Raw genomic sequence first — 26,835 nt, 5'->3', positions numbered from 1 at the left:
AGGACGCGACGTCCGCACGAGCGCCGGGCGTGGGGGCTAGCCCCCTGCCGCGGCATCCGACCCCGGCCTAGAGTGGGCACGGAACGCGCGAACGGGAGGACACCCATGTCGATGCCGCAACAACCGCCCGCCGGCTGGTACCCCGACCCCACCGTCCCCGGAGTCCTCCGATTCTGGGACGGCACCGCCTGGACGACCCACACCTCCGCCCCCGCGGCAGCCCCACCCGCCGCCGCGCCACAGCAGACAGCACCAGCCCGCCCGGAACCGCGCACCTCCCCGGGGGTCGACACGAACACCGTGTGGATCTGGCTGATCGTCCTGCTGCCCGTCGTGTCGTCGCTGTCGGTCCTTCTCGTGCCCTGGCGGTCCGTCCTGAACTTCGGCGGCTGGATCGCACAGTCCTACTCGCAGCCGGGCACCCCGTCCGACATCCGCCTCTTCATGCAGCCGTTCGACATCTTCTCCTCACCCTGGTGGTGGGGACTCATGCTCCTGGGCTGGGTGATCTACGGTCTCAGCGTGTGGTTCGCCTACCTGGATCACCGCGAGCTGGGCCACCGCGGCATCGACCGACCCTTCCCCTGGCCGTGGATGTTCCTCTCGATCGTCTACCCGATCGGCCGCACGGTCGTCGCCATCCGTCGCACCGGCACCGGATGGGGTCCCCTGTGGGCGCTCATCGCCGTGCAGGCGGTCGGACTCATCGTCGGCGTGATCCTCTCGGCCCAGATCACGATCATCACGCTGCAGTTCCTCAGCACCCTCGCCCGCCACGGCGGCTACTCCGGCTGACCCGGCCGGCGCGGCATTCGGCAAACGCCCCGTATCGCGCCGGTGAACAACGGGGGTGTGCAAGGCTGAGTGGGTGCGCTCCGCGGGTGAGCCACGACCGTGGCATGAGAGTTACCGCACACGACTGCTGATCAGCGACGCCGTCGTCTTGGTGTGGGTCGTTTACGGTACCCAGATCGTGTGGTTCGGCACCGGCAACGCACAACTCTCCCTGCTGCGCGACCTCCGCTTCACGGCCGTGTCGTACTGGTTCGCCTCCGCCATCCTGGTCGGCCTGTGGCTGCTTGCCCTGAGCCTGGCCGACACCCGCACGCCCGGCGTCGTCGGTGTCGGCATGACCGAGTACATCCGCGTCATCGACGCCTCCCTCGTGCTGTTCGGCGTCATCGCGATCGTCGCGTTCCTGTTCCGCATCGACATCGCCCGCGGCTACCTGCTCATCAGCCTTCCGGTCGGCATCCTGCTGCTGCTGCTTGTCCGATGGCTGTGGCGACAATGGCTGGCCGCCAAACGCCGCGTCGGGAAGTGCGCCTCCGGGGTCATCCTCATCGGCTCGCTCGCCTCGGTCGCGCAGGTCGGCCGCGAGCTCCAGCAGCGTCGCGACGCCGGCTACCTCGTCGTGGGAGCCTGCCTCCCACCCGATGACCTGCACGCCCCCGACGAGCTGCGCGCGGCGGATGCCGACATCCCGGTCCTCGGCACCTTCGACGACCTCACGCGCGTGCTCACCGACACCGGCGCCGACACCGTCCTGGTCACCAGCAGCGACGCGCTCCCGCCCGAGAAGGTCAAGCAGATCTCGTGGAGCCTCGAAGCCGGCCGCCAGCACCTCCTCCTCGCGCCGGGCATCGCCGACGTCGCGGGACCGCGCATCCACACCCGCCCGGTCTCGGGCCTGCCGCTGGTCCACGTCGAGACACCGCGCTTCTCACCGGGGCAACGCTTCGGCAAGCGCATTGCAGACCTGCTCCTGTCACTGCTCGCCGTCGTGATCATGAGCCCGCTTCTGGGCATCCTCGCCCTCGCGGTGAAGCTCTCGTCCCCCGGCCCGGTCTGCTCCCGCGAGGTCCGTATCGGCCACCACGGCCGACCCTTCACGATGCTGCTGTTCCGGACGACCCGGCAGAGCACAGACGGAGCCGACGCCGCATCGACCCCGACCCCCCTCGGGCGATGGATGCAGCGCCACGCCCTCGACGACATGGCGCAGCTGTTCAACGTCATCGGCGGATCCATGTCTCTCGTCGGGCCCCGACCCCCGCTGCCGAGGGAAGTCGAGACCTACACGGATGCCGTTCGCCGGCGCTTCCTCGTCAAGCCCGGCATCACGGGCCTGTGGCAGGTCAGCGGTCGGTCGAGCCTCTCGTGGGAGGATGCCGTCCGCCTCGACCTCTCCTACGTCGAGAACTGGAGTCTCGCCGGCGACGTCGCGATCGTGGTCAAGTCCGCCAAGGCCGCCCTGCTCGGTCGCGCGGGACGCTGAGCGCAGCGACCGCGTCAGGAGTCGTCGCGACGAGAGCGCGACGCGCGGGCATCCAGACTCACGCCGATCGCGATCCCGATACCCAGACCGACCGGCAGCCACAGACCGATGTTCTGCGTGATCACCCCGAGGACGGCGCCGATGCCGACCCCGAGGGCGATGCCCATGCTCGTGGCAACGCCCGTCTTCTTCGACGACCCGCCGCTCATCGCAGCAGCAGCACGTAGGTCACCCAGTACGCGGCGACACCCACGGCGACCAGGCCGACGCCGGTCAACACGATCCGCCCCGGCGTCCACTTCTTCTTCTCGGTCGGCTGCTCACTCATGGTTCCTCCTCGACGCTGGACATGCCACGCGGCAGCGTGCGCCTGGCCGACGTTACCGACCGGATGTGGCACATTAGTGCCAATGGCCACAAACAGCCTCCCGAGCGACCCTGTGCGAGACCGGATGAGCGACCGATGAGCGACCGACGCGCGCTCGTCGTGCTGGCGGCAGCCCTGCGCGACCCCGCCGCCGGACCAGCGACCCTCGCGAACAGGCTCCAACTCGACGAGGACGAGCTGCGCGAACACCTCGCCGTGCTCGAACGCCGGGGCCTGCTCAAGGTCACCGGTGACACGATCGCCCACCGACGGCCCGACTTCACTGTCGCGGCCGCCATCCAGCAGATCATCGACGAGGGCATCCGCGAGCTCACGGATGCCGCCACCACCGCCCAGGCGCTCGCTCGCAGCATCCCCGAACTCCTGCAGGCGTGGAGCGTCGGCGAAGCCGACGACGGCACGTCGAGTTCGACCACTGTGCAGGGCACGTGGGCGCTCGCCGACATGTGGCGCACCCAGTCCTCACGGAGCGCACCGCGGTCGGCACAGCTGTGCATCCCCTCGACCCAGATCCTGCGCGAAGCGGGCCTCGAGTACGCCGAGACGCTCTGGGCCGCACGGCCGCTCGGCGGCGAGAGCCGCATCCGTGTCATCCTCTCGGACGAGGACGCCCTCGACCCCATCAACCGGTGGCACATCGACAACGAACTCGCCGCCGGAACGTGGATCCGTACACACCCGTCACCGCCGAGCTTCTTCTGGATCATCGACGACGACACCGTGACCCTCCCCTCGACCTGGGGCGACCCCCATCCGACGCGCGTGATCGCCAGCCGCGCCGAGGAGATCGTCACCCTCGCCTCGTGGGTGTTCGAACGGCTCTGGAGCGAGGCGACCGCGGTCGACGAAGACGAGGAGCCGTGGGCGCCGATGCTCGCGCTCATGAGCCGCGGAATGACCGTCGAGGCAGCCGCCCACACACTGGGGCTGAGCCCCCGCACCGCACGCCGCCGAGTCGATCACGCCATGCGCCACTTCGGCGTCAGCAGCCAGTTCGCCCTCGGCACGGTCTGGGGAGCGCAGCAGTCCGGGCACGGTCGCGCTCCGTAGGCCACGGTCCGCACGCAGACCGCCGCCGCCCGCGCAGACCGCCGCCCGCGCCAGGGGGTGGCGCGCACACGCACGAGTTCAGTAAGGTCGGCCGGGATCGCCGACCCCTGGAGGCCCCCGTGTCTGACGATTCCTACCGCGCCACCCTCGCTCCCGACGCGCGTCGCGACCGCTTCGCGTACGCCATGCGCGAGGCGGCGCGTCCCACCGGCCCCCTCATCGGCTCGATCGTCGTCGTCGTGTTGTTCGCGTCGGTGATGGCGACCAGCATCCTGCTCGCCCTCATTCCCGGGGTCACCGCTCTCGGCCTCACACTCGTGACGACCGTCGCGTTCCTGCCCCTCTGGTTTCTGCTGTGGCTGTGGCTGCGCCTGAAAGAGCAGCGTCCCTTCGCGAGCATCGGATTCCGCACGCCCTCGCGTGCCCCCCTGCAGATCGCGCGCGGCTGCGCAATCGCCCTCGGGGCCATGACCCTCGCCGTCGGCATCGCCGTCCTCACCGGCAACATGGAATTCCTGCAGACCCAGGACGGCGGCTACGCCTACTGGCCGGCAATCGGCTGGGTCGTCGTCGCGCTGATCGGCTTCACGATCCAAGGCGGCGCCGAAGAACTCATGTCCCGCGGCTACCTCATCCAGTCCTGGATGCCGCGCGCCGGCCTGCTCGCCGCGATGATCGCCCAGACCGTCTTCTTCACGCTCGCGCACTCCCTCAACACCGGCCTGAACATCATGTCGGTCCTCTCCCTCGTGCTCGTCTCCCTCCTGCTCGGGTTCTGGGCGCTCAGCGAAGGCGGCCTCTGGGGCGTCATCGCGTTCCACGCCACCTGGAACTGGGCGCAGAACAGCCTCTTCGGCGTCCCGGTCTCGGGAATCCCGGCACAGAACTCGCTCTACGCGGTCGTCGAGACGACGGATGCGAACCCCCTCGTCTCGGGCGGACTGTTCGGTCTGGAGGCGAGTCTGATCACCGTCCTGATGCTCGCCGTCATGACGGCGGTCACGGCTGCCTTCTGGGCGCGCGGTCGTCACAATCGCGCCACCGCAGCACGCTGACTACGGCATCCGTCGTAGCTTTCGGGTCCGAAATCGTCCGGATCTGACGCAATAGCCGCGTATCTCTCATGTGCTGGATGAGAGTTCGCACAGATTTCTCTTGCCGCACCGAGCGGATCGCAGAGAATAGTCGTCAACCCGAGAGCGCGCAACATGGCTCACCCCTGACCCAGCACCAGGTGCGTACATGGACAGTAATTCACTCATCACCCTCATGGTCGGCTTCGGCGTCGTCGCCGTCCTTGGCCTCATCGTGGGCTGGGCGATGTGGGAGAGCAACAAGGCAGAGGCTGCCGCCAACCGTCACGAGCCCGCCCAGCGCGGCCCCCGCTACCCCGACATGAGCACGCCCGCCGTCACGACCGGCACCGTCCGCACCGTGACCGGAGCGGTCCGCACGACGGGCGGCGCGCCGATGCCCTACCCGTACCCCGTCGCGCAGCCGCCCGCCTACCCGCCGCAGGTGCAGACACCCCCGTCACCGGTCCCGGCACCCCAGACTCCGCTGACCCAGGGCCCGGCGACCCAGGCCCCGCTGACACAGCCGCCCGTCGCTGCAGCCACTCCGGGTATCGACGGAACGACCGAGTACGTGTTCGCCCCGATGCCGTCCGCGCAGCCCGTCACTGTCGCCGCTGCCGCGTTCGGACCCACACAGACCACGGCGTACACCACCCCCACGCCGGCCCAGGCCCCACCGGCCCCGGCAGCGGCCCCGGCAGCGGCTGCACCCGCGGCCCCCACAGCAGCCCCGACAGCGGCACAGCCACCGGCCGCGCCCGCACACGCCGCGCCGCCATCCGTACCACCCGCCGCCGCGCCCACCCAGAAACCCGGGGTCACTCCGCCCTACAGCGCCACACCCCGGGCGCCGCAGACCACGGTGTTCCGGCTCGGCCGCGTGCTCTGGGTCGATGACGACCCCGACAGCCACGTCCCGGATGTCGTCGCCCTGCACCGCATGGGCCTGACCGTGACGGTCGCGAACCACTGGGAGGCTGCCCTCGCCTACCTCGCCGCCGAGAAGTACCTTCTGGTCATCACGGACTGCGTGCGCGAGGGCGACACGATGTCGACCGCCGACTTCATCCGCACCGTGCGCCGCCACTACCCCGGCGTCCCGACGATCGCGTACGACCCGGGCGCCGTGGTGACCGGTCCCGACGCCCCCGAGCTTCCGCACGACCAAGTGGTCACCACCCCGGGCGAACTCCCGAGCGTCGTCGGTCGGATCCTCGGCCGCTGACCCCCAGAACCGTGCCGCTGGGCCGCAGAGCGTTGAGCCGCGGCCGCCGGATTATCGCACCCGCGGCAGGCCGCTGACAATCCCCCCACACGGAATGACGAACCGTGCGATCCTCATCATGGCAAGACCGCACGGAGAGTGTTTCGGGTCACTCCTCCACTGCGAAGGTACGCGCTTCGCGTGCTGCCCCCGGCTCGACGCCCCCCCCCAGATCGAGCCGGGGGCATTGTCGTGTCCGCAGCGCTCTGGTGGGGGCGTCAGCGGACCGCAGCGGTGACGGTCGTCAGGTGTTCGAGCACCTGCGTGCTGACCGATCCGAGCAGGAACCGGGCGAGCCCCGTGCGCCCGTGCGTTCCCACGACGGCCAGGCGGGCGGATGCCGCCACTTCCGTGATCACGGCGGCCGGATCCCCCTCGTCCACGTGCACCGTCACGTCAAGGTGCGGGTGGCTCTTGCGCGCCTCATCGGCCATGGACTGCGCGAACGCCTCGGTCGTCCCCTGCAGATCCGTGAGGTACATGTCGGGGTACGGCGCGATGTCGCCGGTGTAGACGACCGGCATCCACGTCGACACCACGGTCAGCGGCTCCCCGAACCGTGACGCCTCCGCCGCGGCGAACGCGAGCGCGGCGTGGGAGACCTCCGAGCCGTCGACGCCGACGACGACTCCGGCGCGACCGGTCGTGTCGATGTCGGGTACGACGACCACGGGGCAGTGGGCGCCGGCGACGATCCGCGTGCCGTGCGGTCCCCGATGCTTGTCGGTGCCGCCAGTGTGGTCGCTGCCGATCACGAGGAGCCCGGCATCCATCGACGCCTCGACGAGTTCTTTCGTCGGGTTCCCGTGCGTGACCCGCACGGTGACGTCAAGCCCGCGGGCCGTGAGCGCCTCGGCCTCCGTGCGAAGGAACGCCTCCTCGGCATCCACGGCGCGCTGGACGACCTCCTGCTCCCCGACAGCGCCGACGGCGCCACCGACGACCGACAGCAGTTCGAGACGAGCGCCGGTGCTCGCGGCGCGCGCGACTGCCCACTCGATCGCGCGGCGCGACCCCGGTTTGCTGGTCGCCCCGACGACGATCGTTGCGGGAGGGGCGGATGCGGCGGACGCGGCGTTCGCGGACATGTCGGTCATGCCCTCACCCTATTGCGGGTATCCGTCGCCCGCGATACCCCCGGCTGGGCCGGATCCTCGCCCGTCGACCCGGCATACTGACCTCATGGAGATCGACACCGGCTTCGTGACACTCGTCCTCGGCTTCCTCGGGGTGATCGTTCTCACGGCGCTCATCGGCGTCATCCTGTGGATCCGGCGCAACGCCACCGTCCGGATGCCTGCGGGCCGACTCGCCACGATCGAGATCACGCTCGCACCCGACGAGCGGGAGGCGATTGCGACACAGCTGCGCGAAGCGCACGCGGCGCGGGGTCAGGGCAGTGGCATCGCCCCGAAGCTTCCCGAGCGGGTCCGGCTCGGGCGCGTCCTCTGGGTCGACGGCGACCCCGACACGAGCATGTCCGAGACCATCGCCCTGCACAAGCTCGGCACCGGGGTCGTGAAGGCCACGCACGCGGATGCCGCGCTGGCCTACCTGTCCGCCGACAGGTACACGGCCCTCGTGTTCGGAATCGCCCCCGACAGCGACCTCGCTGCGATCGAGGCGTTCGTGGCCCGCGCCCGCACGAGCCAGCCCGGGATCCTCCTGCTCGGCTACGCGGCGCCCGGCGTCGTGACCGACAGCGCGGACTTCACCCTCGTGCGCGACCCCAGCGAGCTCGTCGCCGCCATCATCGCGCCGCTGACCGTCGCCTGACGGACACCGTCAGCCTCGGGATCAGGCACGCGGAGCCCCGGCTCGGCATCAGGCGAGCAGGGCCGCGAACCTCGGCGTCAGGAGAGCAGGGCCGCGAGCGCGTCCCGCCGATGACCGATCGCCGCATCCATTGCCGCGAACTCCGCCTCCGCGAGTCCAACCCGCCTGGCGACATCCGGCCACGTCTCGACCGCGGCGAGCACCTGCACGAGCGAGCGTCGCCACGACGACTTCTTGATCCCGAGCTCTCCCGCGAGATCGACCAGAGCTGAGGGCGCGGCATCCGGTTCGACGACCCCGAGAATCGCGGTCGAGCGCAGCCGCTCCTGCACCGGGTCCGGTTCGATATCGAAGACCGGACACAGCCGCCACGCCCCCTCCCGCCGCAGGAACCCCAGGTTGCGGAGGTGATCGTCCGTGCAGTGCACGGCAACGGCGAACGCGACGCGACGCCACAGATCCCGCAGCTGCGCACGCGCGAGGTCGCGGGACGCGCTCGCCCCGAGGATCACCCGCGCGACATCGAGGTAGTCCCGCCCGTCTCCCGTCGCGGTGCGCGCCGACCAGTACGGAATCCGCCTCTCAGCTGCGCCACCGGCCGCCGGGTCACCGTCCGAAGCCTCCGCCCGGCCGACTCTGTCGAATCGGTCGACCAGCAGCACGGCGCGCTCTCCGATCTCGATCGTCCGCACGCGGGAGGTGGCAAGGCCGGCGGCGCGGGCCAGGTGCAGCGACACCGCCTCCCAGCGGATCGCGTCGTGCTCGTCATCGGGCGCCGGGAACTTCGCGAGCAGCGCCCGCCCCTTCCGCCGCACGAGGGCCTTCGGTCTGGCACCGCCGAGCACCGCCGTGCCCGCATCCAGGAGGTCCTCGATCGCGTCGTCGCTGGACGCGTCTCCGGCGCGCACGCGATCGGCGGCACCCCGCAGGTCTCGCAGGTCGAGGGTGACCGGCACCCGGTCGGCGGGGTCCGCGAGGTAGGCCAGGTCATCGGCCGCACTCGCGCGCTGGCGGAACCGGAACGCCCCCGTCCGCGCGTCATCCGAGACCCCCAGCAGCGCATCGACGTCCGAGAGCATCGTGATGCCGTCGGCACGCAAGCGCCGGCGGATCAGCTTCTGCGCCCACGAGTCAGCGCTCGCATCGACGAACGCGCCAGGCATCGACCCGAGCACCCGCGGCCCCGCCCCCAGCGGCAGCTCCGGCGAGACCGCGAACGCGTCAGCGCGCGCCAGGTACGCCTCGTCGTACTCGAACGTCACCGCGACGGCCCGCTCGGTCACCGTCACGACATCCATCCATCCGATGGGCCCGGATGCCGAATCCGGGGTCGCCGCCGCGTCCACCCACACCCGCTGGGTCGTCGCGTTCGCCGTCACCATGGGAACCCCGGTCCCTTCGTCGCCCGACTCCCCACCCTATTGGGCCTGCGTGTCCGGGCTGAGGGGGTTGCCTCTTCGCACACCGTCGTGAGCGGCCTCTCATCGTGCACTCGGGAACGGACCAATAGGCTGCCTGAGGACAGGAGGGCTCACGACGCATGCACGACGACTCCGGGCTCGACGGCGGCACCGCCGCGGCAGGGCGCGACGACAAAGGCACCGCCGGGACTGAGCGCGCCGGCACCGCCGGGACTGACCGCGCCGGCACCGCCGGGACTGCGCGCGCCGCCGACGCCTCGGCGGGGCACGACGACGAGCTCGCCGCGACCCGGCGCGAGGTGGACGCCGAGAAGTCCCGCAGGGCGCGCGCACGCCGACGCCACCGCCGCGAACGCACCGCAGGCATCGTCTTCGCCTCCGTTCTCGGCGTCATCCTGATCCTCGGCGTCGCCGGCGCCGCCTGGATCGGCATCCGCGGAGCCCTCGCCTACGGACACATCGCCGATGCGCAGCGCTCCGCCGCGAACCTCGCCGGCTCCCTGACCGACCCCGCCGCCGCAGCCGAGGCCGTCCCGGGCCTGGCTGCCGAGACCTCGGCAGCCCGCGCCCTCACCTCGGACCCGATCTGGAACGCCGCGGAACGGCTTCCGTGGATCGGACCGCAACTGGCGGCGACCGCGACCGTCATCGCCGCCGTCGACGATGTCGCCGCGACCGCCCTCGAGCCGCTCGCCCAGGCCGCCTCCGGCTTCTCGCTCGACACCCTCCGCCCCGAGGGCGGCGCCTTCGACGTCGCCGCCATCGCGAGCCTCAGGGACGTCGCGACCACGGCGTCCGACAGCCTGTCGGCGGCGTCGGCATCCGTCGACGCGATCGACACGACCGAGCTGCTCCCGGTGCTGGCAGCCCCCGTCGATGAGGTCCGGGGGCTCCTCACCGAGGGACGTACCGCCGCCGACGCCCTGCGCCGCACGACGCAGTTGCTGCCCCTGGCACTGGGCGCCGACGGACCGCGCACCTATCTGGTGATGTTCCAGAACAACGCGGAATGGCGGTCGCTGGGAGGGATCGTCGGTGCCATGGCGATGATCCGCACGGATGCCGGCCGCATGGACCTCGTCGACCAGGGATCCTCGTCGGACTTCACGCGCTACACGGATCCCGTCCTGCCCCTCTCGGAGGAGATCCTCGGGATCTTCGTCGACAAGCCCGGCGTCTACATCCAGAACGTCACCCAGATCCCCGACTACACGATCGACGGGCCGCTGGCCCGGGAGATGTGGCTGCGCGAGACCGGCGTGAGCGTGGACGGCGTCCTGAGCCTCGACCCCGTCAGCCTGTCGTATCTCCTGGAAGCCACCGGTCCGATCACGCTCCCGACCGGCGAGCAGCTCACGAGCGAGAACGCCGTGCCGCTGCTGCTGAACGAGGTGTACGCGCGCTACCCCGACCCCCGCGAGCAGGACGCCTTCTTCGCCGCCACCGCCGCCGTCGTGTTCCAGACCATCGCCGACGGCGCCGCCGATCCGGCCGCGCTCGTGGACGCCCTCGTGCGTTCGGGCACCGAGCGGCGCCTGTTCTTCTGGAGCGCGAACCCCGACGAGCAGGCGATGCTCGACGGCACGACCCTGCAGGGCACCCTCCCGGTGACGGATGCCGCGACCACGCAGTTCGGCGCGTACCTCAACGACGGCACCGGCTCGAAGATGGACTACTACATGCAGGCGGCTCCCACGGTGGGCTGGTGCACCTCGAACACCGGTGAACAGCTCGCGACCCTCACCGTCTCGCTCACGAGCACCGCGCCGCCGGATGCCGCAACCAGCCTCGCGCCCTACATCACCGGCGGTGGCAGCTTCGGCGTCGAACCTGGCGTCACACGTACGGTGGCCTACCTCTACCTGCCCGAGGGGTCAGAACTCGTCTCGAGCACCTCGTCCGGCGTCGGATCGACCCCCGGCTTCGGACAGGGATCCCACGACGGACGACCCGTCCTCGTGTGGGAGAGCTTCCTCGAGCCTGGCCAGACCACGAGCGCGACGATCCAGGTCCGCACTCCGATGACCGACGCGCTGCAGGCGCTCGTGACCCCGACGATCGGCGGCACCGGAATGATCGAGGCAGGCGCGTGCCCGATCACGACCACCGACGAGGGATAACCCTTCCGTAACACACACGACACTCGGGCCCGGCCCGATCTGACTAGGATCGGGCATCATGAGCAGCCCCTATGAACCGCGCGACCCCCGCAAGTCCCGCAACTGGCTGCTCTACGTCGGCGTGGCGCTCCTTGCCTCGGGCGTGGGCGTGCTCGTGTACGCGGCGTTCATGCACTACGCCGCGGCGATCCGCTGACGACTCTGATCCGCTGACGAACCTCAAGCGGCCTTCACGCGACGCCGCTGGCGGCATCCGTCGATGCCGACCCGGACGCCGGGGTGGGTTCGGCGGTCACCAGGATCGGGAGATGGTCACTGAGCCCCTGGGGCAGGGTACGCACGGTGTCGATCGTGAAGCCGACCGACGTTGCGAAATCGTAGTGTCCGCGGAAGAACCGATATCGGGTGTAGGTGCGAGAGTCGCTGAGGTTCAGCTCGTACCCCTGGTCGCGAACGTGCTGACCGAGGCGCTCCTTGAAGACCGGGTAGTTGTAGTCGCCGACCATGAGCTTGGGAAGTCCCTCGCCCAGGAGGTCGAGCTCGGCCAGCGCCGTGCGGATCTGGTGCCTACGGAGGGAATTCAGCGCCGTCAGCGGGGCCGCGTGAAACGACGCGATCACAATGTCGCTGCCCGCGTCGATGTCGCGAAGACGCACCCCGAGCAGCCGTTCCTCCGCGGGCTTGAGGACCATATCGTGCAGCGACTTCTTCAGCGCGATCGCGCGCACATCGACGGCGCGGTAGGTGTTCTCGCGATAGTAGACGGCAAGGCCCAGGCGATTGCGCTGCGTCGAGTCGGCGAGCACGAGGCCGCTGATCTCATCCGGGATGTCGGTCGTGTCCGCTTCCTGCAGGCACAGCAGGTCGGCACCGTGGCGTTCGACGAGTCCTCGCAACTCGGTCGCGGCGCGGTGCTTGCGCAGGTTGTACGAGATGACCTTCATGCCCCTCCCACGATAGAGGGGCGCGGATGCCGACAGCGCCCTCCGCGCTGGAGATATCCCCAGTGTTTGGTATCGATGGTCCTCCGCGCCGGACCCCAGATTGCTCCGATAGAGTTCGGACGTGCCCCCCGCGAAGATTCTGCCCGGCTGGGCGATCGCGACGATCGTCGGTGTCGGCGTGCTTCTGCTGGCATCCATCGCCGCCACCATCTGGATGTTCTTGAACAACTGGGTCCGTGACCTGACGGCGACGGCCCCCGCGGTGGGCACGACCATCATCGCGCCCGAAGAGTCGAAGGCTGCCCTCGCGCTGCCGTCGCTTGCCGAGGGAACCGACGAGCACGCCGCAACCGCGTACCTCGCCGCGCAGCCCACGGCCTACTGGCTGACCCCCGAGATCGATCCGGTCGGCGAAGTGGGCGCGCGCATGGAGAATCTCCTGAACGAAGCCCGGACACAGGGCAAGCCCTTGGCGATCGTCGTCTACGGTCTTCCGGAGCGCGACTGCAGCGCCGGCCTCTCTGCCGGTGGACTCGATGACGCCGCCTACGACGAGTGGACGCGAATCATCGGGGATGCCTTGCGCGCGGCGCCCGACATCCAGAAGACCGTCGTGCTCGAGCCCGACAGCCTCGCCCTGGCTCCCGAGTGCGGCAACGTCGCGCAGCGCACGGAACAGCTGCGCGACGCGATCGCGCGGCTTGCCTCGACGAACACGTGGATCTACGTGGACGGCGGCCACTCGACGTGGCTGCCCGCGGCGCGCATGGCCGAGCTGATCAACGGCCTCGGCATGAACGGCGTCATCCGCGGCTTCGCCACGAACGTGTCGAACTACAACGACACGGCACTCGAGTTCGACTACGCCCACCAGCTCTCGGGGCTCACGGGCGGCCTCAACGCCGTCATCGACACCTCCCGCAACGGTGCCGGATCCAACGGCGAATGGTGCAACCCGCCCGGCCGGCTCATCGGCGCGCCCGGCGGGACGTACGGCGACGACGTCGTCGACACCAACCTGTGGATCAAGCCGCCGGGCGAAAGCGACGGCACCTGCAACGGCGGGCCCGTCGCCGGCGCGTGGTGGCCGCAGGCCGCAGTCGAGCTCACCCGCAACGTCACCCTGCCCTGACGCGCGGTCGCTGGGCCCTGACGCACGGTCGCTGGCACTGACACACCGGCCTGCGCTGCGCCCGGCGGTCCATCCGAGGGGAGCCCGCGGCACGCTGCCACGCCGACGGATGACCGCACCGGCGGTGCACCGGCCTGTGTACGATCAAGAGATGAGGCCGCGAACACCTGGGACTGTGCGGCCGTGACACGATGGGGCCCTGACCCGCAGCGGCCGTAGCCCTCCGTGGCTCCTGGAACAGCACCCGGCGGCACAGCACCCCCGGCCCGACGCGAAAGAGACGACCGAGCATGAGCACTGACGCGGGGGTGAGCAAGACCGCCGTCATCGTCGAGGACGACCCGCAGATCCGGCACATCCTCGCCGAGACGCTCGAAGCCGCAGGCTTCTCGACGGTCTCGGTCGGCAACGGCATCGACGGCGTGCGCGCCGTCCTGTCGTATCAGCCGCTCATCACGACGCTGGACGTCAATATGCCCGGCATCGACGGCTTCGAGGCCGCGCGCCGCATCCGGGCACAGAGCGATACCTACATCATCATGCTCACGGGCCTCGAGGACGAGGCGGATGTCGTCCTCGGCCTGGGAGCGGGAGCCGACGAGTACATCGTCAAGCCGTTCCGCCCGCGAGAGCTTCGCGCCCGGATCGAAGCGCTGTTGCGTCGCCCTCGGCAGTCTCCGACGGCCGCGCAACCACCGATCCAGGCCCCATCCGGACCGTCGTTTCCGGGAGCTCGATCGGCGATCGGCGGCCAGCCCGCCCAGCCGGCGGCGGTACCGGGAGTCATCCCGTCCGCACCGAACCAGCCGTTTGCCACCGTCGACGCGCACGGCGGTGTCACGCCCGGACAGAATCCGTACATCGTCACTGCCGACACCGGCGCCGAGGGCGGCGAGATCCCCCCGCTGCGTCCACCGCACGCCGGAGCACCCGGCACGCAGGCCCCGTTCCCGCCCGGGCAGCAGTCGCCCCCGCAGCCCGGCTACCCGAGCGCACCTCCCGGCTATCCTCAGCCGGGGCAGCAGGGATACCCGCAGCAGCAGTACCCCCCGGCGCCGCAGGGCCCCGTCGACCCGCCTGGCGCCCCCGGAAACCAGCCGCCGCCGGGGTCCCAGCTGGTCGCGCGCACGCCACCGAACATGCCCATGCCGGGGCCGGGCGGACACCAGCTCGGCCCGAGCACGATGCGCCACCGCGATCTCGTCCTCGACCCCGACTCTCGCATCGTCATCGTCGGCAATCGCGAAGTCGAACTCACCCGCACGGAGTTCGAGCTGCTCGCAACCCTCATGGAGTCCAAGCGTCGCGTGCGGAGCAAGGCGGATCTGACCCTCGTCCTGCGCGGCGAGTCCTACGTCACCTCCTACTTCGTCGGCGACGCCGACAAGCGTGCCATCGAAGCGCATATGACGAACCTGCGTCGCAAGCTCGGCGACGACCCCAACAACCCGCGCTACATCGAGACCGTGCGCGGCGTGGGGTATCGGATGACCGCCGAGAACGTCGCTCCGCCGCCGGGCCACTGACACGGCCGGGACCGCTCACGCATCACGCTCGCGCTGAGGCCGCGCGCCGGCGCCGGGCTTCAGACCTTGTAGCCGTACTGGCGACGGAACAGCTTGAACGCCATGAGCAAGGTCTGGATCACGGTCACCACGCCGACGATCGGCCAACCGACCCACAGGATCGATGACTGCACCACCGGGTCGAGCAGCGACCAGATGAAGGTCATCGCGATGGCGGTGATCACGAGCAGGATGAGGGGCACCCAGTGCCCGAGCGAGAAGCCGCCGCCGCGTTCAGCCTTGGCCTGCGCTGCCCAGTTGTCGACCTTCTTGCGGGACAGGAACGACGACCATGACCTCAGGAAGTGCCCGATCCTGATCCACATGAAGATCTCGGCGGGGAACACCAGTGCCGAGAACAGGATGTCGCGCTGGTTGACGTACTTCATCGTCAACGCGACACGCAGGTTCAGCAGGGTGGCAACCAGCGGCGGGATCAGCCACCACGGGGAGAACACGAAGGCGTTGATCGACAGCGATGCAGCCAACAGGGTGAGGAACGCGACACGCACGAACAGGTTGGTGAGCATGCCGAAGTTCTCGAACCACCGCAGTCGCAGGTTCGGGTGGAAGGGCTGACCCTTCGTGTCACCGCGCTGACCGGGCCACATGAGTTCGATCGCGCCGTACGTCCACTTCACCTGCTGGGCGTCGTATCCCTTCAGCGTCGTCATGCCGCCCACACTCGCGCGCGCGTACGGGCTGATCTTGGTGAGGTATCCGGCGCTCTTGATCTGCAGCGACAGGAGCGAGTCCTCGACCTCGCTGTCTTTCACCCAGGGTGTGCTCTGGTGATTCGCGCGCATGACATCGCGCAGCGCCGCTGTCGAGAAGATCGAGAACTGACCGCCGAGCACCGCCATGTTGCGCCCGCGCAGCAGGTTCTGCAGGTTGAAGGCCGCGAACTGGGTGCGCTGACCGGCGATGAGGAACTTGGCGACGAGTCCCTTGATGGGGCGATCGTCGATCGTGTAGATCGCCGAGATGCCCCCGATCCGGGAGTCCCCGACGGCCTCGGTCTCCAGGTACTCGACAGCTCTCTCGTCCGCGATCGTGTCGCCATCCACCCCGAGCAGGTAGTCATACCCCTCCACGAGCGCGTACCCGTAGTTCAGGGCGCCGACCTTCTTGTCGGGGTTCTTGCCGATGTCATGGATGAAGACCTCGGTGAACTGCTCGCCGAGGTCGGTGACGACCTGGTGCGGACCGGCGTACTGCGAGGCGATCGCCACGGTCGCGTCGGTGGTGTTGTTCACGACGACGTGGATGACATCGGGGACGCGGGTCTGGTGGAGAAGACCCTCGAGCACGCCCGCGATGGATTCTTCCTCGTTGTAGCACGGGATGACACAACCGATCGTGGAGCGGTGCACGGAGATGCGTTCGAGCACCGACTCGAACTCGTCGTTGAACTCCACGTGCGAGGTTTCGACCTGCGCATTCGGGAACCGGGGGTCGTCGTACTGGGGCTGCGTGTAGGGGGGCTGCGCGTACTGCGGCTGTGCGTACGGCTGCTGACTGTACTGCGGGTCGGCGTACTGGGGGCCCGCGTACGCGGACCCGGGATACTGCCCGATCGCGGGCTGTCCCTGCTGCGGGTACGGAGGAACGTACGGGGCTTCCCAGTGGGACATCAGCACGCTCCTTCCCTCGATCCGCGCGCCACAATAAGTGCTGCTACCACACTGCTACACTCGGCTCAAGCATCCGGTCTGTTGTCGAAGAGCATCACCTCAGGTTTTCCGCAAGAAAACCCCCGGTGAACACCCGAGGCCCCGAGAAACAGAAGCGCAAAATGAGTGTACTGGAGTTGTTCGCTCTCCTGGCGGTCGCTCTTGTCATCAGCGCCCCGGCGATCGTCCAGTTCCAGGCGCAGCCGGCTCCCAACTGCGGTCGCGCAGCCAGGCGCCTGTTCCTCCGCTTCTCAGCTGCGGCAGCGCTGAGCGGAGTCGTCGCGGGGATCACGAGCGCTCTCGTTCCCGATCACCCCATTCCGATCGTGATCGCGACAGCGAACGCGGCGCTGGTCGGAGGGCCCGCATACTTCTGGGCGGGCATGCGGCAGTTGCGAGACCAGTCCGTCGCGCCCGGATGGCTCGCTTCCGGCGCGGTCGCCGTCACCTTCGTCACCAGCGCCACCGTCACAGCGGTGATCGGCGGCCCGACGGATGGATTCGTGTTGCGGCTGGTCCTGGTGGCACTGGGCTGCGGGGGCATCGCCGTCGAAGCGTTCACTCCTCCCGCGCGCACCATCCCGGCGTTCCGACTGATCGGCGCGGTGTTCGCGCTCTACGCCGGATACTCGGCGGTGCGCACCTTCCTGTACTTCGCGGTCGGCGAGCAGGCACCGGTGTTCCAGGCGCTGTTCACCCCGCTCGCAGCATCCGCCATCAGCATCCCTCTCGTGGTGGTGCTGTGCGTGGCCGTCTGGTGGAGCGAACGCGCGCTCGAGACCCGCGCCGCGCAGATCGAGTTCCAGATCGATGCGCTGCGCTCGGCGATCGCGATACGCGACGCCGTCACCGTGTACGAGGTCTGCATACCGGACCTCTCCCTCATCCGCGCCGCGTTCGGCGGCCCTGCCGCCGCCGCGGTCGACCGCGCGGCGTCGGTCGCACTTCACGAGGTCCTGCCGGATGCTGTGCACCGGGCCCGCACCGGTCGTCACTTCGTCGCCCTCGAGGGCGACCAGCGCGTCGACGCGATCGAAGATGTCGTGAAGACGGCGGCCGCCCGCGCCGTCCCCCACCTCGACTACCGAGAAGCCATCGACGTGCGGGTGACACGGTCGACCGTGCGCTCCCCCGAAGAGCTCGCCCGTGTGTGGCCGGATGTCATCCCCACCGGCGACCTCAGCGCGCAGACACCCACGGCGGAGCGTGCTGTCGCGGCACCCTGACGGCTTGTCTCCGGGCGCCGACGGAACGCCGGCTCAGCCCTGGGGCGCCGTCGTCGGCTCGTTGGAGACGATGTTCAGCGTTCCCTGGTCGTTGTAGATCGCGATCGGCAGGTACTGGTAGATCGTCTGCTGCGCGAACGATGCGTCATCGTTCGCGGTGCCCTCGACGTAGATGCCGAACGAGAACTGCAGCGTGACACCGTACGTGTCAGCCGGGAGCATGAAGATCGTCGTCTCCGGAACGAGCAGACCGCCCTGGAAGCTGTTGAGCAACAGCCCTCGATCGGACCGCAGCGTGTCCGGCGGCACGAGCGTGCGCGGATCTGCGGCGAACTGGAAGGGCTGCTGCACCATCCCCGAGGTCTGGGCGGTCTGCGACGTGATCGAAATCGACGAGATGTACACGCGGCGCTTCTGCGCAAGCACCGCCTTGTCATCGACGCGACGGTCGTAGGCGTTGATCGCGAAGCCGAAGACCTTCTCGTTGTTGGGCGTCCACTCGCGGGTTCGCTTGGGGTCGGCAGCCCACACGTCGAGCACGACCTCCAGATCGGATGCGACATCCGTCGTGAGAGAGACCGAGCCGTCATACGAGAACAGCGAGTCGAAGTCCATCGTCGCGGTGGTCGCGACCGGCTGGGGGATCGGTGTCGCCGTCGAGGCAGCGCCCGGCGCCTCGCCCTGAATCGAGTTGAAGGCCTCGACGATCTGTTGGCATCCGGTCAGCGACGACGCGCCCAGAGCCAGTGCGGCAGCACCGAGCACGACGCGACGCACGACGCGCGACGCCTGCGTGGTGGTAGCCATGGTTTCTCCTTGAGAGGGCCTGCGAGAGGGCGAGCGGGCGGGAAATCCGCTGGTTCTCGAGGGCTTATGGCGGGTTCCACAAGCCTGGTGCGCTGGAAGTATACGATACGAACAATGGCTCGAACTCAACGCCGTCCAAGGGGGAGCACAAGGTGAGCGCAAGGGACGCGCAATTCCGCGACGTCGACGGCGCGACGATGCGAGTACGATCCATCTGGCTCACCCAGCTCTCCCTCGGCGTCTCGATCATCGTCATTTCGGTCGTGGCGCTGGGCTATGAGCCGGAACTGTTCCAGTCCTGGCTGATGCTGACGGGCGTTGCCATCGTGGTCGTCGCGACGGCGGTCACCCTCCTCACCCCATGGGGCCGGCTGCCGCGGTGGGCTCCGCTGGTCATCCCCTTCGCCGACATCGTCGCGATCGGTTTTCTGTCAGGATCGTCGATCCTGCCACTCGGCTTCTTCTGGGTCTTCCCGGTCATGTGGATCGGGCTGCACTTCACCAGGTGGGCGTTGGGCGCGGCGATCGGGACGATCGCGGCCTCCCTTCTGATCGAGGCGGCGACCTCGACGGAACCGCCCGGAGCCGTGGAGCTGTTCACGGTTCTGCTGGGCGTGACGTTCCTGGGCATCACCGCGAACATCACGATGCGACAGACGCGAGCGTTCAAGCGCCTCCTGCTGGGCCAGACCCGCAGACTCGAGACCACACTCGAGCGTGTCTCGAACGCGGAACGCAGCACGATCGAACTGATCAACGGGGTGGATGTCGGCATTCTGCGCTTCGCTCGCGACGGTTCCCTGCTCGCGGCGAACACCACCTACGCGCGCCTGTACGGCACAGACCCCGAGGATCCGCACTCCCCTCCCACCTCCGTCGAGTACGCGTCGCTGCAGGGATCGGCGATCCCGGCATCCGAGCGGACGTTCGCACGCGCCCAGCGCGGCGAGATCTTCCAGGATGCTCGCGTCTGGCTCTTCGACGCGGAAGGCACGTGGCGCGCACTGTCGGTGACGACCATGCCGCTCACCTCGTCTGCCGACGACTCCGCCTCCACGATGCTCGTCGCCCACGACATCACGGCGGTGACCGAGGCCGAGCGTGAGCGGGAGCGCATCGCCGCAGTGGCATCGCATGAATTGCGGCATCCGCTCACCGTCATCATCGGCCATGCCGACCTCGCGCTCGAAGAGGAGGACGAACTCACCCCGAAGATCCGGGAGCATCTCGAGACGATCCTTTCGGCGAGCGAACGGATGCTGGGGATCGCCTCGACGATGCTGCAACGCTCACGAAGCGGATTCACCCCCACCCAGGACCGCCGCTCGTTCGACCTTGTTCCGATGCTCGTCGCCGTCCGCGAAGCGTTCTCGGCGACGGCCGGCGAGCACGGCGTCACCCTCGACGACGATCTTCCCGCTCACCTGCCTATGGACGGCGACATGTTCCGTCTTCGCCAGGTGCTCGACAACGTCGTCAGCAACGCGGTGAAGTACACCCCCGCGGGTGGCTCGGTCCGCATCTCCGCGGCGATGGACGGCGACACCGTCGTGGTCGTCGTCGCGGACACCGGGATCGGCATCGCACCGGAAGACCTCGAGCACGTCTTCGACCCGCTGTTTCGCAGCACACGCGCGCAGGAGCATGCAACCGGCACCGGTCTCGGACTCGGCATCGCGCGCGAGATCGTGACCGCCCACGGGGGGACCGTCACCGTCACCAGCGAGCTCGGCGAGGGCACGACGGTCACGCTCCGTCTCCCCCGTTCCGCTGCACCGGAGTGATGATGCCCCCGCACCTCCCCACCGCCATGCCCTGGCCCATCGACCTGCCCTGGCCGGACCTGGGCGGCGCCAGCATCGGCCTTGCCCACGCGACGATCGCCACGCTCGGCACCATCATGTTCGTCGGTCTCGCCTTCCTCGCCCGTCCGCGCCGTTCGACGCTGCTGTGGTCGCTGACCTTCATGGGCATCATGGTCGCGTGCTTCGGCTACCTGGCGGCCACGGCCGCCGAGTCCGAGGAGCTTCGACGGGGGTCGCTGGGGCTGCTGATGGGAGCCCCCGCGCTGCTGTGGTCGGGACTGCGAGCCCACCGCCGCGTGCCGAGCCTCGCGTGGATCAGTCCCGTGCTGGCCGCGGTCTCGATCATCGCTCTCCTGGCCGCCGGGGATTCCGGATGGTACGGCCTGGCGTACCGCGTCGTCTTCTTCGGCTCGTCGATCTTCGGTGTGCTCTTCCTGCTCGAGTGGCGCCGGATCCCCGAGCGATCCGAACGTCTGCTGTGGCCTGTCGTCATCTGCTCGGCGGTCTACGCCATCGCCGGCGTCGCGGTGCTGCTCGGCGCGGTGTTCGCGCCGCTGTCGACGGCTGATTCATTCACGTCGACCCGCATCTTCAACTCCGTCGGGATGCTCGTCTACATGACCTGCGTGCTCGTCTCGCTCGTCCCGCTGGTCACGCCGGGGGCTCACTCGATCAGCGCGGGTGCCGTCCAGAACGACTGGGGCAGGTTCCTCGCGACCGCACGGGAGCGGCTGGATCGGGCCCACGCCAGACACGACACCACGTGGTCGCTGCTGCGCATCGAGCTCGATGACGCCGAAGACCTGCACGCGGCCGGCGGCACCTCGGTCTTCGGGCGCTTGATTCGCGACATCCGGACACGGGCGCGCGCCGTGTTCCCGTCGGACGCGGACATTGCGATCACGCCGGACGGGGCAGTGGTCGTGCTGATCTCGCGCCCCGAGCGGATCGTTCGAGAACTCGTGCGGGAGGCGCTGGGCAGGATCGCTCTCCGTGACCCCGCGGCTCCCATCACCGTGACCACCACCGCCAGCATCGGCTGGGCCAGCGTCGCGGTGTCGGGCTATGACCTCGATGCGCTCCTGGCGGCGACCGCCGAGGCGTCCGCGGCGGCCCGTGCCGAAGGCGGCGACCGCTGGGAGCGCGTCCGGGCGTGACCCCAGCTTCCGTGCCCCATCCCGCCGAACCCACACCATCCCCGCCGAACCCACACCTTTCGCGCACCGAACTGTGGGGGTTGGCGCGCGATCGTGTGGGTTCGCGGGGCTGGATGGCTACTGCTGGGCGATGGCGATCGTGAGGGTGTCGGAGGCCGTCTGCTTTGCGTACTCGTTCGAGGTCGGCGTCGTCTGCACCAGGAAGTCGTAGGTGAACTGCACCGTGACCGAGATCGTGTTCGCCGGCACCGGGCCCACAGTGAAGTTCTGCGAGTAGCTGTAGGGCGAGAGCACGAGGTAGCCCGGGTTCACGCTCGCCGCGTCCACCTGCGGATCCAGCGGTGCCAGATCGCCCGTCTCGCTCTGCGGCACCGCGACCATCGTCGCGCGCTGCAGATAGACCTTCTGACCGTCGTTGGGCTCAACAGTGGTGATCAGCGACAGGCTGATCGGCTTGAGAGCATCCGCGGTCCACTTGTCCATCGACAGCGTCGACCAGTAGTCGACGGTCGCCTTCACCGCGCCGGCTTGCAGGTCCCGCTGGGTCGCGCCGCTGGACAGGTCATTCTTCACCGGCGGCGCGACGGTTTGGCGCGTGAAGGTCGGCGACGGACTCGTCGTCTCATACCCCCAGTTGTTCCACGGGGCAGGTCCGCACCCGGCGAGCGCGACCGGCAGCGCGAGGAGCCCCGCGACGGCGCCCGTTCGCAGAGCAGTCCGGACACGGCGACCGACACGGATGCCGACGCTCGCGTCGTTGCGACCAACGGCCTTCATCTCCATCCCCCCTCGGGATAACGCATGGCACCCCGCACGGGGTGGGTTCAGTCTACGCATCCGTGACGCACGGCCCTCCCTGTTCGCGAGGCACCCAGCCGCCGCTCGCTCCCGCGCTCAGTCGACGTCGAGATCTCGCCGCGCCCGCGTCTGCACCGCCCGCTGCCCGAGCAGGTCGTCGGCCGGGTACCCCACCTCGGTCAGGGTGAGCCCGCGCGCGGCGAGCACCTTGACCTCGGGGACACGGGCCAGGTCGTCACGGATCCGTACGAGATCGTCGCCACTCAGCCGTCCCTGCCCGACCGCGACGCACCCGCCGACGAGGGCGCGCACCATGCTGTGACAGAACGCGTCCGCGCGGATCGTCGCGACCAGCACTCCTGCCTCAGTGCGCACCCAGCCGAAATCGAGCAGCGTCCGGATGGTCGTCGCCTCCTCGCGCGGTTTGCAGTAGGCGGCGAAGTCGTGCAGGCCACGCAGGGCGGCGGCGGCGGCATCCATCGCTGCGACGTCCAACTCCCCGCGCACGACCGTGGTGCGGTGACGCTCGAGCGGGTCGTAGGGCACCCGATCGTCGGCGACGCGGTACTCGTAGCGCCGCCACACCGCCGAGAACCGGGCATCGAAGCCATCCGGAGCGAGGGATGTCCGCGTCACCGCGACATCCGGATAGGCGCCGAGTACTCCCCGGATGCGGCGGGCGAGCGCTGCCACGCCGTCACCCTGCTCCTGCTCCTGGCCGCTGCGCCGGCGCGTCGACGCCAGCCGCGCGGACTGCGCGTCATCGACATCCAGATGGGCCACCTGTCCCGTGGCGTGCACCCCGGCATCCGTGCGACCTGCCACGACCAGCCGCGGCTCGCCGCCGAGCACGCGTGCGATCGCGCCCTCGATCGTGCCCTGCACGGTGCGCTGGTGGGGCTGCCTCGCCCACCCGCGGAAGTGCGAGCCGTCGTAGGAGATGTCGAGCCGGATCCGCACCGCTTCAGCCTAACGAGCACCCGGCTCATCCCCAGGGAGGAGGGGACGCCGCGGACGTAGACTTTGGGTGCCCGAACCCGCATCGCCGCGGCTCACGCTCCGAACCGGGAGCCTGCCGCACGCCGTCCCGACCGAGCCACGCCCGATGTCCAGCCCCCTCCCCACCGACCGCGCCGCCCGCGGTGCCGCCGGCAGCGCCCATCTGCCGGGGCTCGACGGCCTGCGCGCGCTCGCGGTGATCCTCGTGGTCGTCTACCACCTGTTCCCGCAGTGGTGGGTCGCGGGCGGCTTCATCGGGGTCGACGTGTTCTTCGTGATCAGCGGGTTTCTGATCACCACCCTGCTGCTGCGCGAACGCGACGCGAACGGGCGGATCAGCCTCGTCGGGTTCTGGAAACGACGCGCCAGGCGGCTGCTGCCTGCCCTCGTCCTGCTGTTGCTGGTGTGCTCCACTGCCGCATGGGTCATCGGAGGGGATGTCCTCGTGCGCCTGGGTGCGCAGATCCTGGGGGCGCTGACCTTCAGCTACAACTGGGTCGCGATCCTCATCGGCGAGGGGTACTTCGGCGGCTCGACCCCCGAGCTGTTCCGCAACCTCTGGTCCCTGGGTATCGAGGAACAGTTCTACGTGCTGTGGCCTCTGGTGCTGCCGCTGGTCCTGCTCCTTCCCCGCACCTGGGCACGCGTCACTGCCGCAAGCGCGCTCGCGGTGGCATCCGCCGTGTGGATGGGGGATATCGTCGCCACCACGGGCGAGGTCAGCCGCGCCTACTACGGCACCGACTCGCACGCGTTCGGCATCCTGCTCGGCGTCGCGATCGCCTTCGGACTGCATCGGCTGCTCACCGCACCCTCGCTCTGGATGCAGCGCGCCGCCGTCCGCCGCGGCATCGGGGTCATGGGCGTCGCGGCGGTCCTCGGCGTGATCGGCATCTCACTGATTCCCCCCGCCGACACGATCCGGACCTTCCCGCTCACGATCGCGGCAGCCAGCATCCTGTCGGGGCTGGCGATCATCGCGGCAGTGTGGCCGCACGGCAGGTTCGGGCACGCCCTCGACATCCCGCCGCTGCGGTGGATCGGCGAGCGTTCGTACGGCCTGTACCTCTGGCACTGGCCGCTGCTGGTACTGCTCGTGGCCGCGGTACAGGGCACGGCACCGGAGGCGGGAGTGCCGGTATGGGTGGGAGTGGTCACCCTCGGACTGACGGTCCTCATCGCCGAGGCCTCCTACCGACTCCTCGAGACCCCTATCCGACGTCGCGGGTTCCGTGACACGTGGCGGCAGGCGCAGGCGGCTGTCCGCATCGAGTCGCGGGCGCTCTGGGCCTCCGTCGTCGGCGGCCTTGCCACCGCCGCCCTGGTCGCCGGTACGCTCGCGGGAGCCCTGAGCGGCGCGACGGTCTCATCCGGCGAGGCCGTGGTGGCGCAGGGTCAGGCTGCCGTCGACGCCGCGTCGGCGAGTCCCACGCCGACCGCGGATGTCGCTCCCGAGCCGGACCCCGCCCCCGCACCCGGCACGTTCGCCGACGGCGCGCGGCGTCCGCCGGCGCCGTCCCCGACACCGATTTCGGGGAGCGACGTCAACGCCGTCGGCGACTCGGTGATGCTCGCCGCGGCGCCGTCCCTGTTCGACACCATGCCCGGCATCCGTCTGGATGCTGCCGAGTCCCGCTCGTCCTGGGCGGGCCCGGGCATCGTCGGCGCGTGGGCGAACGCCGGCCAACTCGGCAGGTACCTGGTCATCGCACTCGGCACGAACGGTCCGATCAGCTGGGATGCGTACGAGCGCATGGCCGCAACAGCAGGCCCCGATCGCACCCTCGTGCTCGTGAACGCCTATGCGCCACGCGACTGGATCCCGGGGGTCAACAGCGACATCGCCGCCTTCGCGGCGTCGCACCCCGGCACAGTCATCGCCGACTGGGCGGGCGCGATCGATCCTCACGTCGACACGCTCGCCGGCGACCGCATCCATCCCGGCACGTCCGGAGGCAGGATCTACGCCGACACCGTGCTCGCCGCGATCAGGCAGGCCGAGAATCAGCGGGCGATCGACGCGTACGTCGCCGAAACCCGTGCCTACCGCGACGCGCACCGTGAGGATGCCCGCATCGCCCAGTAACGGGCGTACGAGCGCCGTCGCGTCCGCGCACTGACCCGCGCCGGCACGCCCGCCCCTCAAGACCGGGTGAACTCAGAACCGGGCCAACCCGGAACCGAGCGACCCGCGCCTCAGAACCGGGCGACCCGCGCCTCAGAACCGGGCGACCCGCGCCTCAGAACCGGGCGACCATCGCCACCTCGCGGTCGGTCGCCTCGAACCCGAGGTTCGTGTAGAGGCTCGTCGCGCCGGTCGGGCTCTCGGTGTCGACATCCAGGTTGGCCTTGTCGAGGCCCGCATCTCGGATCGCCCGCAGCGATGCGGTCATGACCGCCGGGGCGAGCCGTCTGCCGCGGTGATCCCGGGTCACGCCGATGTACTCGATATAGGCCGAGCTGTACCCCTGCACCTCCCAGTCATCCTCGTTCACCGAGGCGAGCGCGAAGGCCACGACCCGATCACCGTCGAGCACGACACGCGACAGATCGACCCGGAAATGCGTCCCGGTCACCATCCGCTCCCACCGCTCGGCCGGCGTCTCCAGACTCCCCCAGTGGTCCCGAAACGCATCGTTGCGCGCGAGGCGCGTGCTCTCGGACAGCTCGAGCGTGAACGGCACGATCGGCAGATCGATCTCGACATCGGGGATCGGCTGCGACAGGTCACGCAGCATCGTGGTGAACCAGCGCTCTTCGACCATGCCGAGCTGCTCCCCCAGCGCCCGTGCACCGACGTCTGGCTCGTGCGCGTACAGATAGATCGCACCGGGAAGTTCGGTGGCGGCGGCATCCGTCTCGGCGATCGCCGTCTGCGCCGTCTGGTACTCCCACCGCACGACCTCCCGCCCGATGCCCCGGCGCCGCCACTGCGGATGCACGCGACCCGTACAGTACGCGTACACGTGCTCGTCCTGCGACGGATGCGCCAGAATGCCGGCCATCGCGACAAGGCTCCCGTCCGTGTGAAAGCCCAGGCGGGTGTCGCGAGCCGGATCGATGTGCGACAGCTCGAAGAGCTCTTCGAACTCATCGCGCGGGGTGAGCCAGGTCGGGTGGTCGACCCGGTCGGCCGCGCCGGCGAGGTCCATCATCGCGTCGATGTCATCCACCGTTGCCGGGCGCCAGACCTCGACATCCGGATGACGGGGCTCGGCCACCGTTCCGGGAGGGCCGAGACGCTCACGCAGCGACCGCGTCTCGGTGCGCTCGGCGTTCTCGGGAATGGCGGCCGGTTCGGTGCGCTCGGCGTTCTCGGGGATGGCGGCCGGTTCGGGGTGGGTGTTCTCGGTCAC

Annotated in this window: 24 protein-coding genes; 14 read left to right on the top strand and 10 right to left on the bottom strand. The window is 69.5% G+C overall.

Going from position 1 to position 26,835, the window contains the following annotated elements:
• The first annotated feature begins 105 nt into the window (after window positions 1-105).
• Window positions 106-795: a DUF2510 domain-containing protein gene (locus ACSGC5_RS11730; protein ID WP_434970795.1), complete on the top strand. Its 690-nt coding sequence runs from the start codon at window positions 106-108 to the stop codon at window positions 793-795.
• A gap of 73 nt (window positions 796-868) precedes the next feature.
• A complete protein-coding gene (locus ACSGC5_RS11725; RefSeq protein ID WP_434970794.1) occupies window positions 869-2,278 on the top strand; it encodes a sugar transferase in 1,410 nt (469 codons plus the stop codon).
• A gap of 14 nt (window positions 2,279-2,292) precedes the next feature.
• On the opposite strand, the gene ACSGC5_RS11720 is transcribed toward ACSGC5_RS11725, so the two are convergent.
• Entirely contained in the window at window positions 2,293-2,487 is a 195-nt protein-coding gene (locus ACSGC5_RS11720) for a hypothetical protein (RefSeq protein ID WP_434970793.1), read from the bottom strand.
• The gene (locus tag ACSGC5_RS11715) at window positions 2,484-2,606 is read right to left on the bottom strand and encodes a hypothetical protein (protein ID WP_434970792.1); all 123 of its coding nucleotides are present in this window, start codon (window positions 2,604-2,606) and stop codon (window positions 2,484-2,486) included. Before ACSGC5_RS11715 ends, ACSGC5_RS11720 begins: the two co-directional genes overlap by 4 nt.
• A gap of 135 nt (window positions 2,607-2,741) precedes the next feature.
• Between ACSGC5_RS11715 and ACSGC5_RS11710 the strand changes: the two genes are divergently transcribed.
• The 3 genes from ACSGC5_RS11710 to ACSGC5_RS11700 all read left to right on the top strand — a co-directional run bounded on the left by ACSGC5_RS11710 (window position 2,742) and on the right by ACSGC5_RS11700 (window position 6,017).
• Complete coding sequence (locus ACSGC5_RS11710; protein WP_434970791.1) at window positions 2,742-3,716, top strand: hypothetical protein; 975 nt, start codon at window positions 2,742-2,744, stop codon at window positions 3,714-3,716.
• A 119-nt stretch (window positions 3,717-3,835) separates the two neighbouring features.
• Window positions 3,836-4,771: a CPBP family intramembrane glutamic endopeptidase gene (locus tag ACSGC5_RS11705; RefSeq protein ID WP_434970790.1), complete on the top strand. Its 936-nt coding sequence runs from the start codon at window positions 3,836-3,838 to the stop codon at window positions 4,769-4,771.
• 187 nt (window positions 4,772-4,958) lie between these two features.
• Complete coding sequence (locus tag ACSGC5_RS11700) at window positions 4,959-6,017, top strand: hypothetical protein (protein ID WP_434970789.1); 1,059 nt, start codon at window positions 4,959-4,961, stop codon at window positions 6,015-6,017.
• Between the two features lie 257 nt (window positions 6,018-6,274).
• Here ACSGC5_RS11700 and ACSGC5_RS11695 read toward each other — a convergent pair whose 3' ends face one another.
• The gene (locus ACSGC5_RS11695) at window positions 6,275-7,153 is read right to left on the bottom strand and encodes a universal stress protein (RefSeq protein WP_434970788.1); all 879 of its coding nucleotides are present in this window, start codon (window positions 7,151-7,153) and stop codon (window positions 6,275-6,277) included.
• An 85-nt stretch (window positions 7,154-7,238) separates the two neighbouring features.
• On the opposite strand from ACSGC5_RS11695, the gene ACSGC5_RS11690 reads away from it, so the two are divergent.
• Window positions 7,239-7,832, top strand: a complete 594-nt coding sequence (locus tag ACSGC5_RS11690) for a hypothetical protein (RefSeq protein ID WP_434970787.1) — start codon at window positions 7,239-7,241, stop codon at window positions 7,830-7,832.
• 77 nt (window positions 7,833-7,909) lie between these two features.
• On the opposite strand, the gene ACSGC5_RS11685 is transcribed toward ACSGC5_RS11690, so the two are convergent.
• Window positions 7,910-9,214 (bottom strand): type II toxin-antitoxin system HipA family toxin, encoded by a 1,305-nt coding sequence (locus tag ACSGC5_RS11685; RefSeq protein WP_434970786.1) that lies wholly within the window; start codon window positions 9,212-9,214, stop codon window positions 7,910-7,912.
• A 158-nt stretch (window positions 9,215-9,372) separates the two neighbouring features.
• On the opposite strand from ACSGC5_RS11685, the gene ACSGC5_RS11680 reads away from it, so the two are divergent.
• Together ACSGC5_RS11680 and ACSGC5_RS11675 are read left to right on the top strand one after the other, a co-directional pair.
• The gene (locus tag ACSGC5_RS11680) at window positions 9,373-11,373 is read left to right on the top strand and encodes a DUF4012 domain-containing protein (RefSeq protein ID WP_434970785.1); all 2,001 of its coding nucleotides are present in this window, start codon (window positions 9,373-9,375) and stop codon (window positions 11,371-11,373) included.
• Between the two features lie 58 nt (window positions 11,374-11,431).
• Window positions 11,432-11,569, top strand: coding sequence for a hypothetical protein (locus ACSGC5_RS11675; RefSeq protein WP_434970784.1), 138 nt, complete (start codon window positions 11,432-11,434; stop codon window positions 11,567-11,569).
• A 34-nt stretch (window positions 11,570-11,603) separates the two neighbouring features.
• On the opposite strand, the gene ACSGC5_RS11670 is transcribed toward ACSGC5_RS11675, so the two are convergent.
• Window positions 11,604-12,317, bottom strand: coding sequence for an endonuclease/exonuclease/phosphatase family protein (locus tag ACSGC5_RS11670; RefSeq protein WP_434970783.1), 714 nt, complete (start codon window positions 12,315-12,317; stop codon window positions 11,604-11,606).
• 121 nt (window positions 12,318-12,438) lie between these two features.
• Between ACSGC5_RS11670 and ACSGC5_RS11665 the strand changes: the two genes are divergently transcribed.
• Complete coding sequence (locus tag ACSGC5_RS11665; protein WP_434970782.1) at window positions 12,439-13,449, top strand: glycoside hydrolase family 6 protein; 1,011 nt, start codon at window positions 12,439-12,441, stop codon at window positions 13,447-13,449.
• A 290-nt stretch (window positions 13,450-13,739) separates the two neighbouring features.
• Window positions 13,740-14,975 carry a response regulator gene (locus ACSGC5_RS11660; protein ID WP_434970781.1) on the top strand — a complete coding sequence of 412 codons (1,236 nt, stop codon included), beginning with the start codon at window positions 13,740-13,742 and terminating at the stop codon, window positions 14,973-14,975.
• Between the two features lie 59 nt (window positions 14,976-15,034).
• Here ACSGC5_RS11660 and ACSGC5_RS11655 read toward each other — a convergent pair whose 3' ends face one another.
• Window positions 15,035-16,648, bottom strand: a complete 1,614-nt coding sequence (locus ACSGC5_RS11655) for a glycosyltransferase (RefSeq protein ID WP_434970780.1) — start codon at window positions 16,646-16,648, stop codon at window positions 15,035-15,037.
• Between the two features lie 161 nt (window positions 16,649-16,809).
• Here ACSGC5_RS11655 and ACSGC5_RS11650 point away from each other — a divergent pair, with 161 nt between their 5' ends.
• On the top strand, window positions 16,810-17,913 hold the full coding sequence (locus tag ACSGC5_RS11650) for a hypothetical protein (protein WP_434970779.1): 1,104 nt from the start codon (window positions 16,810-16,812) through the stop codon (window positions 17,911-17,913).
• A 33-nt stretch (window positions 17,914-17,946) separates the two neighbouring features.
• Here ACSGC5_RS11650 and ACSGC5_RS11645 read toward each other — a convergent pair whose 3' ends face one another.
• Window positions 17,947-18,720: a fructose 1,6-bisphosphatase gene (locus ACSGC5_RS11645; RefSeq protein WP_434970778.1), complete on the bottom strand. Its 774-nt coding sequence runs from the start codon at window positions 18,718-18,720 to the stop codon at window positions 17,947-17,949.
• Between the two features lie 152 nt (window positions 18,721-18,872).
• Here ACSGC5_RS11645 and ACSGC5_RS11640 point away from each other — a divergent pair, with 152 nt between their 5' ends.
• Both ACSGC5_RS11640 and ACSGC5_RS11635 read left to right on the top strand, forming a co-directional pair.
• On the top strand, window positions 18,873-20,504 hold the full coding sequence (locus tag ACSGC5_RS11640) for a sensor histidine kinase (protein ID WP_434970777.1): 1,632 nt from the start codon (window positions 18,873-18,875) through the stop codon (window positions 20,502-20,504).
• Entirely contained in the window at window positions 20,504-21,682 is a 1,179-nt protein-coding gene (locus tag ACSGC5_RS11635; RefSeq protein ID WP_434970776.1) for a hypothetical protein, read from the top strand. Before ACSGC5_RS11640 ends, ACSGC5_RS11635 begins: the two co-directional genes overlap by 1 nt.
• Before the next feature lie 117 nt (window positions 21,683-21,799).
• Here ACSGC5_RS11635 and ACSGC5_RS11630 read toward each other — a convergent pair whose 3' ends face one another.
• Both ACSGC5_RS11630 and truA read right to left on the bottom strand, forming a co-directional pair.
• A complete protein-coding gene (locus ACSGC5_RS11630; protein ID WP_434970775.1) occupies window positions 21,800-22,459 on the bottom strand; it encodes a hypothetical protein in 660 nt (219 codons plus the stop codon).
• Window positions 22,460-22,576: 117 nt separating this feature from the next.
• Window positions 22,577-23,440: a tRNA pseudouridine(38-40) synthase TruA gene (gene truA / locus ACSGC5_RS11625; protein WP_434970774.1), complete on the bottom strand. Its 864-nt coding sequence runs from the start codon at window positions 23,438-23,440 to the stop codon at window positions 22,577-22,579.
• 145 nt (window positions 23,441-23,585) lie between these two features.
• Here truA and ACSGC5_RS11620 point away from each other — a divergent pair, with 145 nt between their 5' ends.
• Window positions 23,586-25,565, top strand: coding sequence for an acyltransferase family protein (locus tag ACSGC5_RS11620; RefSeq protein WP_434970773.1), 1,980 nt, complete (start codon window positions 23,586-23,588; stop codon window positions 25,563-25,565).
• Between the two features lie 154 nt (window positions 25,566-25,719).
• Here ACSGC5_RS11620 and ACSGC5_RS11615 read toward each other — a convergent pair whose 3' ends face one another.
• The gene (locus ACSGC5_RS11615; protein ID WP_434970772.1) at window positions 25,720-26,835 is read right to left on the bottom strand and encodes a GNAT family N-acetyltransferase; all 1,116 of its coding nucleotides are present in this window, start codon (window positions 26,833-26,835) and stop codon (window positions 25,720-25,722) included.

Origin of the sequence: Microbacterium sp. bgisy207 (assembly GCF_965345035.1) — a bacterium.
Taxonomy (GTDB): Bacteria; Actinomycetota; Actinomycetes; order Actinomycetales; family Microbacteriaceae; genus Microbacterium.
The sequence above is the reverse complement of the archived record's forward strand: the minus strand, read 5'-3'. Positions and strand labels throughout refer to the sequence as shown.

Coding starts and splice junctions, on each gene's coding strand:
- ACSGC5_RS11730 (WP_434970795.1), top strand. CDS start 106: ATGTCGATGCCGCAACAACCGCCCGCCGGCTGGTACCCCGACCCCACC.
- ACSGC5_RS11720 (WP_434970793.1), bottom strand. CDS start 2,487: ATGAGCGGCGGGTCGTCGAAGAAGACGGGCGTTGCCACGAGCATGGGC.
- ACSGC5_RS11715 (WP_434970792.1), bottom strand. CDS start 2,606: ATGAGTGAGCAGCCGACCGAGAAGAAGAAGTGGACGCCGGGGCGGATC.
- ACSGC5_RS11710 (WP_434970791.1), top strand. CDS start 2,742: ATGAGCGACCGACGCGCGCTCGTCGTGCTGGCGGCAGCCCTGCGCGAC.
- ACSGC5_RS11700 (WP_434970789.1), top strand. CDS start 4,959: ATGGACAGTAATTCACTCATCACCCTCATGGTCGGCTTCGGCGTCGTC.
- ACSGC5_RS11695 (WP_434970788.1), bottom strand. CDS start 7,153: ATGACCGACATGTCCGCGAACGCCGCGTCCGCCGCATCCGCCCCTCCC.
- ACSGC5_RS11690 (WP_434970787.1), top strand. CDS start 7,239: ATGGAGATCGACACCGGCTTCGTGACACTCGTCCTCGGCTTCCTCGGG.
- ACSGC5_RS11685 (WP_434970786.1), bottom strand. CDS start 9,214: ATGGTGACGGCGAACGCGACGACCCAGCGGGTGTGGGTGGACGCGGCG.
- ACSGC5_RS11680 (WP_434970785.1), top strand. CDS start 9,373: ATGCACGACGACTCCGGGCTCGACGGCGGCACCGCCGCGGCAGGGCGC.
- ACSGC5_RS11675 (WP_434970784.1), top strand. CDS start 11,432: ATGAGCAGCCCCTATGAACCGCGCGACCCCCGCAAGTCCCGCAACTGG.
- ACSGC5_RS11670 (WP_434970783.1), bottom strand. CDS start 12,317: ATGAAGGTCATCTCGTACAACCTGCGCAAGCACCGCGCCGCGACCGAG.
- ACSGC5_RS11660 (WP_434970781.1), top strand. CDS start 13,740: ATGAGCACTGACGCGGGGGTGAGCAAGACCGCCGTCATCGTCGAGGAC.
- ACSGC5_RS11655 (WP_434970780.1), bottom strand. CDS start 16,648: ATGTCCCACTGGGAAGCCCCGTACGTTCCTCCGTACCCGCAGCAGGGA.
- ACSGC5_RS11650 (WP_434970779.1), top strand. CDS start 16,810: ATGAGTGTACTGGAGTTGTTCGCTCTCCTGGCGGTCGCTCTTGTCATC.
- ACSGC5_RS11645 (WP_434970778.1), bottom strand. CDS start 18,720: ATGGCTACCACCACGCAGGCGTCGCGCGTCGTGCGTCGCGTCGTGCTC.
- ACSGC5_RS11635 (WP_434970776.1), top strand. CDS start 20,504: ATGATGCCCCCGCACCTCCCCACCGCCATGCCCTGGCCCATCGACCTG.
- ACSGC5_RS11630 (WP_434970775.1), bottom strand. CDS start 22,459: ATGAAGGCCGTTGGTCGCAACGACGCGAGCGTCGGCATCCGTGTCGGT.
- ACSGC5_RS11620 (WP_434970773.1), top strand. CDS start 23,586: ATGTCCAGCCCCCTCCCCACCGACCGCGCCGCCCGCGGTGCCGCCGGC.